This is a genomic window from Xenorhabdus sp. TS4, from assembly GCF_014467265.1.
Taxonomy (GTDB): Bacteria; Pseudomonadota; Gammaproteobacteria; order Enterobacterales; family Enterobacteriaceae; genus Xenorhabdus; species Xenorhabdus ehlersii.
Genome location: NZ_NKHQ01000009.1, coordinates 1 through 13,465 on the forward strand (window position 1 = coordinate 1; position 13,465 = coordinate 13,465).

6 protein-coding genes are annotated in these 13,465 nt (G+C 48.2%); 2 read left to right on the forward strand and 4 right to left on the reverse strand.

Features of this window, described 5'->3' with window-relative positions:
- Together Xets_RS06475 and Xets_RS06480 are read left to right on the forward strand one after the other, a co-directional pair.
- Positions 1-558, forward strand: a 558-nt coding sequence (locus Xets_RS06475; RefSeq protein WP_187651354.1) for an IS982 family transposase, incomplete at its 5' end; no start/stop codon positions are given.
- Positions 559-573: 15 nt separating this feature from the next.
- Positions 574-909, forward strand: coding sequence for an isochorismatase family protein (locus Xets_RS06480; protein WP_274540014.1), 336 nt, complete (start codon positions 574-576; stop codon positions 907-909).
- A gap of 62 nt (positions 910-971) precedes the next feature.
- Here the strand turns inward: Xets_RS06480 and Xets_RS06485 are convergent, their stop codons facing one another.
- Genes Xets_RS06485 through Xets_RS06500 form a run of 4 tightly spaced genes read right to left on the reverse strand, consistent with a single transcriptional unit; the run spans position 972 to position 12,991 of the window.
- On the reverse strand, positions 972-7,274 hold the full coding sequence (locus Xets_RS06485; protein ID WP_187651355.1) for a TcdA/TcdB pore-forming domain-containing protein: 6,303 nt from the start codon (positions 7,272-7,274) through the stop codon (positions 972-974).
- A 37-nt stretch (positions 7,275-7,311) separates the two neighbouring features.
- A complete protein-coding gene (locus tag Xets_RS06490; protein ID WP_187651356.1) occupies positions 7,312-9,477 on the reverse strand; it encodes a type I secretion system permease/ATPase in 2,166 nt (721 codons plus the stop codon).
- Entirely contained in the window at positions 9,477-10,862 is a 1,386-nt protein-coding gene (locus Xets_RS06495; protein WP_187651357.1) for an HlyD family type I secretion periplasmic adaptor subunit, read from the reverse strand. The genes Xets_RS06490 and Xets_RS06495 overlap by 1 nt, the downstream gene beginning before the upstream one ends.
- Positions 10,862-12,991: a type I secretion system permease/ATPase gene (locus Xets_RS06500; protein ID WP_099133904.1), complete on the reverse strand. Its 2,130-nt coding sequence runs from the start codon at positions 12,989-12,991 to the stop codon at positions 10,862-10,864. Before Xets_RS06500 ends, Xets_RS06495 begins: the two co-directional genes overlap by 1 nt.
- Between the last annotated feature and the right edge of the window lie 474 nt (positions 12,992-13,465).

A 13,465-nucleotide genomic window follows, 5' to 3' on the forward strand; every position in this document is an offset into this window, starting at 1 on the left:
ATTGCTTTTATTGATTCCACCAGTTTGAAAGTTTGCCATAACATCCGCATTCCCCGCCATCAGGTCTTTCAGGGGATAGCCCAACGCGGAAAAACTTCAATGGGTTGGTTTTACGGTTTTAAGTTACATTTGGTCGTCAATCATCAGGGGGAAATTCTGGCGCTTAAAGTGACTGCCGGTAATGTGGATGATCGGGAGCCCGTTCGCGAATTAACAACAGAATTAACGGGATCTCTTTACGGTGATAAAGGTTACCTCAGTCAAGAGCTCGCGGACGATTTAGGCAAAACCGGTGTGACTTTCATCACCCAAAAGCGCCGAAACATGAAAGCCCGTCTGCAAGCTGCATGGGATAAGATAATGTTATCAAGGCGTTTTATTATTGAAACGATTAATGGACAATTAAAAATAATTTCTCAAATAGAACACTCGCGCCACCGAAGTGTAAACGGATTTTTGCTGACTGTTTTAGGTGGGCTGATTGCTTACTGCCTTAAATGGAAAAAGCCATCACTGAACATTTTCTATTCGGAAAACGATTTTTCAATAACAGCTTAAACAGAATTCGGGTTAATTAAGGAGCTAGAAGCGAATAAAGAGGAAAAAATTATCACTAAATCATTACCTAGCTCGTTTTACAATACAGAGTTAAGTGACTTACTGTCACTCGCTAGTCGCAAGCAACTTATATTGGCAGGTTTTATGAGCCATATGTGCGTCACTGCCACAGCTATCAAAGCACTAGAATTGGGATATGAAAACTTTGTCTGTGCCGATGCTTGTGCCAGCCGTGACTTAAAATATATTGATGGTTCATTAGTTGATGCAGATTCAGTACATAAAGCGGCGATGGCGGCTTTGAATGATAGATATGCAACTTTGGTCAATTGTTCTGATGTCATCAACTAAAAGCACGTGGAAAACAGAAAGAAACAGGAGAGGCATTTAGCCCCTCCTATTATTTCTCGTTTTTACCCTATGACAGATTTGGAATTAGGCAACAAAAGCGGCTGTTCAATCTTAACAGGTTGTATATTTTGCCGTAGCTGCTCATAAGCACCGCCGATATCAGGGAATGAAGCCATAGCCTCGCTCAACTTCACCAGACTCGGGCTTTCCACCTCTAAAACAGGAATGACGGTATGAGCGGCAATATCTGGTTGCCTACTGGCCCAGGATAAGTCCACCAGCATATTATGAGTATCTCCTTGTTTACTCATATTCTCAACTAGATGCGCCACGTCAATCACCGAAGTAGCGCCCGCCAGATTAATATGCAAATGCTGATGAGATTTGGCCTGGTTACCAAATACCTGACGCACCACCAATGCTGTTCCATTGCCGGAGTCGGTCAACATCAGGTCGTCATCGTGTCGGCTCACGAGAAGACTTTTCGGATTGGATATCGGTAAGATCAGACGATCTAAAGACTGTTCCGGATCGTCATTATCGATGATCACCGTACGGTAGTGGGTCCACATCTCTTCACTGAATCGATAGGTATCGTGATTGGCTCCACCATACAGTACCAGACTATCGATACCATCAATAATCGGCAACTTTAGATTATCATTAGCCTCACCTCCTTGGAGTAATAGAGATGAATTGATTCGCTCTATTCCAATGGATTTATTGAGTATTTTTACCCCACTACTATCACTCTGGTATAACTCCTGAGTCAGTTGGTTATACACATACGCCGCCTTATTTTTGGCATCGATTCCCAGAAAACGCAAATTGCCTGAGGCAGGAATTCCATTCCCGGAAAATATCTGACCGCTGTCAACATCAAACCAATCTTGCATATTGTTATTCTGCAAGGTCAGAACCCCTTTGGCCTGCCACTGATTGGCAAGTTCAGTGAGTGCCTGTGACAAATGAGCAGCATTATTCTGGTGCCAATCTTTGTCAACACCGATTAACCGCAATTCACCGTTATTAGCTCGTATCAGGATCTCGCCCTTGACTGTGATCAGACGTATACCAGCATCTACCTGTTGCGCCGCCTTAAGAGACAACTCAGGTGTCAACTCACTGGCAACAGGAAGTTGTGCCGAAGCATTAAGTACGAAGCCGGAATCAAAAGCATCAGCCAATGCATTCGTAGCCATAGTTGGCTGGCGATATAGCTTACCACTTTCAGGTTCAAAGAGACGCGCAGAAGTACCATCAGCTTCGAACCCCAGAAATTGTAGTGACTTACTCTGTAGCATGGCTGAAGCCATCACAACTTGTCCATTGTGGTACCACACGGGCAACAAGCTTTTGCCATCGGTGCCCTTGACTCCAAATACCGCCAGAGTGGCCCCGCCATTTGTGACACTAACCAGATCCTGCCACCAGTGGGGATGTCCCTTAAGCCAATGCTCGTTAACTGCTTCGTAGTTAAGTTGCCCCAATGCATCAAGTTGTGCTACACGTCCATCCTCAGTGATGGCAAGCAGGCTACCATTCAGGTTAACTACGTTGGCTAACGGTGGTGTGTTGATACGCAAAGCAGTGGGTTGATTAGCGTCAAGAACAGCCTGACCCGGGCCTTCCTGACGGAACAAAGCATTCTGCTTTTTACTGTAGAAGAAAAACACTTCCGTGCCAGCGGGACGGGAAATACTACCCGCTAACACAAGGTCAGCTGGGATCTGCCAGGCACTGCGAGTCTGTTCGTGCTCTTTAGAGTACAAGGTTTGTTCTTTCGGTGGTGCCAGATTCGGTTTAATCAGTGTTCCATCGCTGGTACGTATCCAATAGCGGTGTGCCACACCGGCTGCATCCGTACCAAATATGGTGACCAACTCGGCACTGGTCGGTTCGATCAGCCGATCACCCAATGTATACACCGAAGTTTCACGTTGAGTGCTATTGCTCTTGTAACCCCGAAGTACAGTCTTAAGTTCGTCACCATGCCGATCTGTGCGTGCGGAAAGCTGGAGTAACTCATCATCACCCACTACACTCACTAACTCCATTCGGTCACCGGCGATCCGGTAACTCAACTCAGCTTCTCTCTCCTCCAACTGATAACGGCGCGCCAAGTAGACTGCATCTCCTTCTTGCCATAACCGACTTATCTTGCCTGCATTCTGGTTGAACCATGGCTCAAACTGCGCGTTGACTTGTCCAGTGGCTATATCTACCCGCCACGCTACCGCATTATCGGCATCGTAGAAATAAGCATGGTCACCCATCACCGCACCCAATTGGGCATGTTTAGCTTGTTCGTGAGGAGTATCGGTGAACAGCATTCGCTTGTTGGAGACGTCATAGAAAGCTCGGCCAACATCATGCCCGTTGTGATTGTAGTTCTCTACTACTACATACTGTCCGTGCAACTGATGCGCTTTGGCCAGATCATTTAGGTGTTGCTCAATTTGCTGGCCGGGCATTTGCCACTTGTTCGCATCTTCGCTTATCACCTGAGTTGTCAGATTGGAAAAATCGACTTTACTAACTTCATTTTTGCCGTTGACTACCAATACCTGATCGTTCTGAGCGGGATCGAGTTCGACCACTACGCCACCGACTACCAGTCGGTTTTTCGAGACATTGATAGTATCACTGGCGAGCTGACTGCTATCGATGATCCAGCGCGACGGTACATTACTACTGCCATCCGCGTTGGTGACGTCGCTGATGAGCTTCACGCTGGTGCCTTCATTCAACCCGATCAGGTATTCACCACCAGCCCCCTTGATTTCGTAATGCAGATAGCCGTGCAGTTCCTTGGGGAGCTCAGGCACTATCAGTTTCCTGTTGCGTTGATCGAGCACCACTTCGATCGGCGTTGCTACATACTCCTGATGGATCCTGCGGATCGTCGCTTCACCTGGGAAGATGTAGAAATCGTAATCGAAGCGTTTATCCTCTTCAAGTCTGCGAATAACATCAAAACCCGTATCGTGACGCGTTGTTGCACCAGGAAGTTGCATATATTCGTACCTGATGAAGGATTTAGGTGTCCCCGGCAGGATTAATACGCTACTGTCACTATGATCGAATTTATGAGAGGCATCCTTGTAGCCAATTCCGCTACGTACCTCTATCGCCTGGCTGCGGTCATGAACCATCTTTGGAAAATCACCGACCCAGAAGAAATAATTGATTTTCCCTGAACCAGTAGGACCTGAATGGGTGCGATAAATGTACTGACTGTCAAAATTAATCTGATTATTACGCAGATCCAGAGTCTTAATCACAGCCCCGGCTAATGGTATCAATACTTTATTCTCGCTGTCATACCGATAGCCATTGCCCTTGTAAGCCTTGTCGAGCATATCGAAGTAACGACCCACCGCCTTGACATCCTCAGCAACGGCACCAAAAGCTTGAGCCAGAGCAGTAAAGCCCACTGCGAGCCCGCCAAGGATCACGCCTGCGCCACCAAGTACAGCAGAGGCCGTCGAGGCGCCAACCAATCCGGCACCAACCCCGGCAGCACCTGTAACGAAGCTGGCTGAATCGAATGCCAGCTGGGTTCCGAACACGGCCTTCTGTGTATCCGTTTCGGCATGGGCTAGCTCATAGGCATCCAACCCAACCAAGGCACCACCAAGAAGCACACCTATGCCTTCATTGGCGGTATGAGCCAGAGTTGAAGAAAACTGATTGAGCGAAGTTTCCGCAACCATCACTTCACCGCGTAACGCCGTGCGCACCAACTTGATAACGTTGGTGACATCGTTCACGTTTCCGTGAATCATCTGGGTATAGTTAAGGTAACTATGGATTTTAAGTGCGGTGGCCAGATCAGGCGAAGTACTCCCATGTGCCGCATCGTTGCGCTTCTTGTCGGCAAACCACTGGATTAGCGTCTGCACTGCAAATCCAGCATTCAGCCCATCAATCGGAGCTGCCTCACCGTGTACTCCATTGAACTGTAACTGGCCGCGTTCAAGGTTAAAATGCTTGCCCAGAGTGAGGATATGTTCATCAACGAAACGACGGAATTTGAAAAAAGTGGCATCGTTGCTGCTCACCAAACGCGTCTCCTCCAGGTGATCGCGATTGATGAATTGGATACTGTAACGACCTTCCCCCTGTTCCTCAATACTGCCAATGACTGGCATCCAACGCTGGTCAAGCTTATTTTCCTGAGTAAGCGCTGTAATGGCCTTATCGAATTTTGCTCCCCACTGTTCAGCATCAAGGGTAGCCAATGTGGTGCGTAACTGAGCATCCTCGGCAATTTTCACTTCGGCATTGACCGCTTGCTTGACCCACTGTCGTTGTTCTATCACAGTGGCAAGTTCGTCAGGACGGATCAAGTCAGCAACATCTAAGCCATTGCCTACAGGGACTCTTGCCATCCTGGCGGGATCGATCTCCACCAGATTGAAGGTAGGGACAGACTTACTACCAAACGCACTATAGTGAACAGCCAAACCACGTTTGACTAAATGTTTTTCCATAGCATGTAAGAGGTTACCCGAATTGTCGAATGCAAAAATTCCGAAATTTGGATCATAGAAATAGTAACGACGCCCTTTAGCTCCAACAGTGCTCCCCACCATCATGGCATGGTTTTGAGTATTGAGGGCGAACGTCGAAGTGCCCGTCGTTTCCTTCAACAAAGAAACAACCTCAGACAAGGTAACCTTCTCTTCCAGAGCTTTTGACGCTTGGTTAGCCTCAACATTGGAGTGCAGTCTTACCAGACTGTTTTTTAGCAGTGTGGAACTGCCAGCTTGAGGGGAGGCTGCGGCAAAAAAGAGTTTTTCCACCAAGCTATTGATACTTGCTTCACCACCGTTGGCTAGTGCTACCGCCATAGCCCTGACCAGGGGATAACAACGACCACCAGATGCATCTCCAACCAACGACAAATAAAAATCTTGTGGTATCAGACGACTGAAGCTGCTACCGGCATACTGAAAGTCCTCGCTGAACACCGCTGTCTGCTTCAATACTTTGTCGATATATTCAGCCTGGCTAACTTCAGTGATACGACCACTCAAGGCTCCCTGCTGTTTAGGGGTAAGCGGGCTATCAAGAAACAGTTTTTTCATCTCCAGAATTGACATCCCATCGTTAAAACCTGGAATGGTGATATCCTGAAAGCTCTGTAAACCATCGGTAAACTCAGTACTTCTCGGCCCACTTCGCTGGTAAGCTTCAGCAATAGCATAACGCTCGCCCACGTTATAATCGCGTTCCTGCCCGCCGCCTTGGATAGATGTATCATCAATCCGCACCACTGCATCTATACCGTTTCTGGACTTGATCTGCTGCCATAACCAGCTTTGTTCCACGGAAAACACTTCACGCAAGACTGAATCGTATTGCTCCTTGTAGTGCTCCAGCGTGATATTGATATACTTTATCTGTTCATCAATCTGAGCAATCTTAGAACTGTCTCTGGTGTTTCGTCGATCCTCATAGAGTGTATTTCGGGTATCCACCAACGGCTGAGTTTCGGCTCTGATCGCAGCCTGAATCTGGTCACGCAACCTAATCCACGCAGCAATTGCTGGATGATGAGGAGAAAATTCTCCCTGTTCATATATACCATCAGAGATCCCTTCAACTGACACGCCAAACTGTGCAGCCGCCTTTTTCAGTTTTTGATGAATCTTCTCACGATAAGTGGAGAATTGGGCCTTGCTACGCTCAGTCGCTTGACTGTCAGCCTCCTGAATCAATATTGGTTCCTCACCACCACGCAATTTCGGCCAGATATCCAGACCTTCCCGCTGATACTCCTGACGCTGGAACACCAATTGCCATTTACCCTCAACGTATTGCATGTATGCCGCGGCGAGACCTTCAGCGGTATTTGCTACCTGATAATCCTTAAAATCCACTGCCATGACCACGTTATCGTATAGCAGCGAACTGTTGACTCGTCCGTCGTGATAGACTCGGTAAGTATCAGCATCAAGATCGGTCACCACCAGTGAACATCCTGACAACGATCCAGTGAACAGAAAACTTCCCGGAATTGTATGCTTGGGAATATCTACATAGGCCGGCAACGTATTAGCCTGGTTTGCACCGTTATAGCCAAGGAAATAGGCTGGTACGCTGTTAGCATCACTCCCGGCTATCTCATTCGGGCTTCGATCAGCGTATTCAATCTCATATAAGCCTGACTTAACTTTCACCAATTTGGCATTTCCTTCTGCCGGGAGTCGCCCTGCTCTAACCAGTGTCTCGGCACTGATAGTATTGAATTTCGCAAATAACTCAGGATTGATAGCAAACTGTTGGATATCAGCGCTACCCTGACGGGGTACCGCCTGAGCAGACACAAGCAGCGATTGGTAGCTGTTATTAGGCATAGCAATTCTCCTTATAAAAAAATCCTACTGATGATCTTTACGGGGTTACTTTTTCTTTCATCTGCAAGGCCCACAGTCGGGCATAGAGTCCACCTAAGGCGAGCAATTGCTCGTGGCTACCCTGCTCAACGACTTGCCCCTGATCGAGTACCAAAATCCGATCAGCATGGCGCAAGGTATTGAGGCGATGAGCAACACTGATCACAGTGCGGCCTTGAGCAATGTGCTGCAAGTTAGCTATCACCGCCGCTTCCGATTCATAATCCAAGGCACTTGTGGCCTCATCCAGCAGCAAAATACCGGGATTAGTGAGCAAGGCTCTGGCCAGAGCGATGCGCTGACGCTGTCCACCAGACAGGAGCACGCCCTTCTCACCAACCTGGGTGTTATATCCTTGTGGCAGGCTGCGAATAAATTCGTCTGCCCCAGCCAAAGTTGCTACCTGAATAACTTCAGCATCACTGGATTGCGGCCGACATTGGCGGATGTTTTCTGCAACAGAGCCTGAAAACAGTAAACTCTCTTGTGGTACGACACTCATGTTGCGACGCAGCTCCACCGGATCTGCAATCGCCAGGTCGATCCCATCCACTAATACTTGCCCGTGTTGGGGAATATAAAGGCGCTGTAACAACCGCGTCAGGGTGGATTTGCCCGAACCTGATGGCCCTGTAATACCAACAAATTCACCGGGACTCATTTCGATATTGAGGTTACGTAATACTTCCTGACCTTCCTCATTGTAGCGAAAGCGCACACCTCTGAAGCTCACCCCACCTTGTAATCTGGGGATTGAAGCCAGACCTCCGCTACCGCTTTCTCCCTCTTCATCGAGTATGTCACCGAGCCGGTTCAGTGAGATTAAAGTGTGTTGAAAGTCCTGCCAGACCTGAGCTAAGCGCAGGATCGGTTGGGTAACGTGCTCAGAAAGCATATTAAAGGCCACCAGCTCCCCCAGACTGAGCTTTCCCTCCATCACCATAATAGCTCCCCACCACAGTAGCAGGGCGGAGGTCAGTTTCTGGATCAGCCCTATCCCTTGTCCGGCGAGGAGTCCTACCACTTTGGCGCGAAACGAGGAACGAACAAACGCAGATAGCTGGTGCTCCCAACGGCGCGAGAAACCCGCCTCAGTAGCACTGGTCTTAATCGTTTCAATGCCGGTAACTGATTCGATCAGGAAAGCGGTGTTGTCAGCCCTTAACTCATATTCCCGCAACACACGGGAACGCAGCACAGGTCCAACTACCATCCAGAACAGGAAATAGAGCACCAGAGAGCCGAGTACCAACCATGTTAGCTCAGGTGCATAGAAGAACATCACAGCCACAAACAAGCCGACAAAAGCCAAATCCAGTACCATCGTCAGTGCCGAACCGGTAAGAAACTGTTGTATCTGGCTCATTTCGCGCACTCTGGCGATGATTTCTCCCGTCTGACGCTGCCGGAAATAGTCCATTGGCAGGGCGATTAAGTGCTGATAGAGACGACTGGAAAGTTCAGCATTGACTTTACTGGCAAGGTTAGCGAACAGCCAGGAGCGGAGAAAACTATAAACTGGCTCGCACACGGCCAGGATAAGCATGGCAAATCCTAGCACCTGTAGACTTGACAAGCTGCGACTGACCAGAACCCTATCGATCACATTCTCGAACAACATGGGGGTGACTAAGGCGATCAACTGTAGCATCAAAGACACGAGGAGAACGTTTCTGAACTGGGCGGCATGTTTACGAATGGAAGGCATAAACCAGCCAAAGCCGAACTTCTGTCGTTTCGGTTGTTCAGTCGCTTCCGCCAGCAACACCACCCTGCCTTGCCAATGGTCGGCGAGAATAGTCCGAGGATAGTGCTTCTCTTTACCCACGTTTGGCTGATACAGGACAACAAACTCACCTTCAACCCTTTCCAGTACTAACCAACCCAGTTCTGTATCCAGTAAGACAGGAAGGGAAAGATGTTCGAGACGGCTCATATCTGTGGTGATATAGCGAGCCCTCAAACCGATCCACTGGGCACAACGGCAAAGATCTTGGTAGTCTGTGCTCCCCTGAGTACGCCCGAGACGGTGACTCAACAACTTCGGCTCCACCGCCACATTGAAATGGCGGGCGGCGTAGGCCAGAGCCAAAAGACCACTATCTACTACTGTGGACTCATCTCCGTTAGATGGCTCTGATAGGGTAGATTCAATAGTTGGCATTATCGTTCCTTCAATGCTTCGGACTGGTACTGTTGCAGCGGACTGATCAGGTAGTCGATCACCCGTCTATCCCCGGTACGGATTTCGGCGGTAACACTCATACCTGCTTGTAATGGGACTTCACGCCCATCCACTGCGATAGAGGTTCGTTCCATTCTAACCCGTGCCGGGAATACCAGCCCCAGTTGCTCATCCTTAACTGCATCCTTAGAGACATGAGCCACTTTGCCCCGTACGGTGCCATAACGGGTATAAGGGAAAGCATCGACCTTAATTTCCACCGGCTGACCTGCGTGCACAAATCCCACATCCTTGTTCAACACCATCACTTCGGCTTCAAAGCGCGTATCATCAGGTACGATCACCATCAGTTGTTGGGCCGATTGCACTACGCCCCCCAGCGTGTGGATCGCCAATTGCTGCACCACACCATCGACCGGTGCCCGCAGAGTATACAATCGCAACCTCTCGCGGGTTTTAATTAATTGCTGTGCCATAACAGCAATTGCAGCCTGCGCTTCATTCAACTGATCATAATATTCACGGTTGATCTTAGCCAGGTAGCGCTCTCGGCTTTCCTGCAATCCCTGATATTGCTCTTCAAGGACAGCCAATTCGGCATGTTGTTGAGAAAGGGAACGCTCTACCTCCAGCCTTTCTCTCTCTTGCCCCAGTAGCTCAACTTTTGATAGCAATTTCTTGGTGGCCAGAATCCGGTGCGCTTCAAGGCGCACCTTGATATTGGCTGCAAGATCCTCCAACGCAGAGATATCGGCACGACGAGCATACTGGTTCGCTTGGTTAACCTTCATTTCGCCATCCAGACTGTTTAGATTGGCAATCACTTCTTTCCAGGTACTCGCCAGATGCTCTCTCGCCTGCATGACCTGTGCTGGCGGCGTACTTTGCGGAACCACAAAACTCTCAATAGGGGTATCGGTCAACAGGGCCCGTAACCTCGCCTGTTCCAACTGTTTGAAGTTCAGCTGCTCCTGCAACTCCTTCAATTCAGCTTCAACGCCTATGGTATTGAGTTTGATAAGTACATCCCCCGTTTTTACTCTCTGGCCGTCGCGGACCAATATCTCCGCAATTTCACCGACTTCAAAGGGCTGAATTACCTTCGAATTGCTGGATACAAGTAATTTCCCTACAGCATTAGCATGGATATCCAGGCGACCAACAATCGACCAGATCAAAGCGATTAGAAGTAACAGAGTCAGTGCCCCCGCAGTGAGCCTTGCCCAAGGTGCCGGAGGGCGTTCAACTATCTCCAGATAGCCGGGTTGAAACTCGTACTCGTCACGGGTACGCTTTGGTGCCTTGGGTGCATAACGTTCTTGACGCCAGGCCAAAAGTGCGGCTTTCAGGTGCCTGAATGACATCACACCACCTCCTTCCGTAATTCCTGTTGCAACTGCCATAGTCTGGCGTAGCAACCTCCCTTAATCAGCAACTGGTGATGGCTGCCCGATTCAGTGATCTGGCCCTGTTCTAAAGTGATTATGCGGTCACAATCACGCACCGTAGACAGGCGGTGAGCAATGGTGATAACGGTGCGTCCCTGGGAAATCTCAGCCATATTGGCCTGGATTAGGGCTTGAGACTCATCATCAAGGGCGCTTGTCGCCTCGTCAAAAATCAAAATTTTGGGATTAGCCATCAGCGCCCGAGCGATAGCAATACGTTGGCGCTGCCCCCCGGACAGAGAGCTACCCGCTTCAGCCAACACAGTGTCATAACCCAGAGGCAACTGGAGGACAAAATCATGAGCACCTGCTAATTTGGCGGCTGTTATCACTTCCTCCAACGAAGCAGTGGGATTCTTGAGTGCAATGTTATGGCGCACACTGCGGTTGAACAGGTAATTCTCCTGTAACACAACCCCGATCTGGCTACGTAAGCAGGTAGGATTTAGTTGATGTAGAGGCATGCCATCGATCAAGATCTCTCCTCCATCTGGAGCATAAAGTCTCTGTAGCAAGCGGGCCAGGGTACTTTTTCCTGAACCGGAAGGACCGACTATTCCCAAGGACTCGCCAGCCCTGATATGCAGAGTTATTCCTTTCAATACAGGCTCTTGATCGGGTTGATAACGGAACACCAAATTACGCAGCTGTAAATCACCGTTGAGCGGCGTCTGGGGATAAATATCCCCCTGTGTCTGCTCAACAGGCAGGTTGAGCATGTCGCCCAGTTTGTCAACAGCGACTCTGGTCAGGACAAACTGCTGCCACAGGTCAATCAGCTTAGCGATAGGTTGACTGATATGTGACACCATCATATTGAACGCGATTAGCTGACCAATGGTCAGCTCCAGAGCAATAACCATATTCGCCCCTAACCAGATAATCCCGACACTCGTAACCTTCTGTAGCAACATTACCCCGTGGCTGACGAAACTATTAAGAACCTGAGTACGAAAACTGGCTTCAACCATATTTGCAGTCTGGGACTCCCAACGTCGCTGCATATTTGGCTCCACTGCCAGGCTCTTGATGGTTTCGACACCGCTAACAGATTCGTTCAGAAAGGAGGTATTGCAGGCCGCAGTCTGGAACTGCTGTTCAATCCGCTGTTGCAGCGGTTTGGAACTCAGCCAGGCCAACAAGAAATAGAAGGGTAATAACGCCAGCACCACGCAAGTCAGAGGTAATGACAGCCAGGCCATTACCCCGAAGAAGACAAAAGTGAAGGCGACATCCACGCACAAAGTCAGCATAGAGCCAGTCAAAAAGTCACGAATACTGTCAAGCTCTTGCACCCGAGTGATGATAGAGCCCACCTGGCGGTGCTTAAAGTAGAGCAAAGGCAAACCCAGCAAATGCCGGAATAGTTTAACGCCCAAGGCAATATCGATACGGTTAGCGGTGTGAGCAAACAGGTATTCACGCAACCCTCGGAGTATCACCTCGAACACCCCTACCACTATTAGCACTATCACCAGCACATCCAAGGTGGACAATGCCCTGTGTACCAACACCTTGTCCATCACTACCTGAAAAAGCAAAGGCGCCACAAGAGCGAGTAGTTGCAGCATCAGGGAGAAAATCAGTACCTCACCGAGGAGGTGGCGGTGATGAATAAAGGCAGGAATAAACCAGGAAACATCGAACCTGTGGCAACCTTCCCGCAACTGGATCACTTCACAACTCCATCTGGCTTCAAGCTCCTCAATAGGAAGTATTTCAGGTGAAGCAGAATAAGGAGACTGGATCAGAGCCTGATCAGGAGCAAGGCGTACTAATACAACAAATCCTCCCTGTTTATCTCGAAAGGCTAAAGGTAGCTGTTTTGGCGTTAGCTTATGGAATTTTAAACGGCATAAGGCCATATCAACATTATGTACTTTACCGTATTCTTTTACTGCAAATTTCAGCTTGCTATCAGAGGATAAAGAAGGCGTTTCTTGAGCTTCACCTTTAATCAACTGCAACAATAATTGACAACAGTCAAGGGCAGAAGACACCGTATCGGCAGATATATTGTCCTTATCAATCGCAGCACCCATCATGTGATTCCATTCTCATATTATTGGAAAAAAAACATATTAGTAAGATGGTTAATCCATATTAACTAACGATATCTATATGGCTGTGGAAAAAATTTTTCATAATCAAGATAACTCAAAGGTATGATCACCATTGATGATAATTATCAATACTATAATTATTACCAACGTCAATCCAGAAAAATAATTACCTTTTAAATCAAAAAATTAATTTAAAATAGCAATATTTGTTATTGGATTGTTTTTTATTTCCGCCTGTTTTGTATCTAAATATGGTGCAATAAATAAACCTCGAAAAAAGACTATTTATTGGCAGAAACATCCATGAAAGATATAAGTCAGCAATAATTGTCATGTCCTGCTACAGGAGACTATATAGGTCGTGACTCCAATGGTTAGATTGTCCTATAAAGAATAGTATTCCCGTTCGATGAAAGTCCCTATCACTTTATCGTGCATCTCCTCTGATTTGGAATA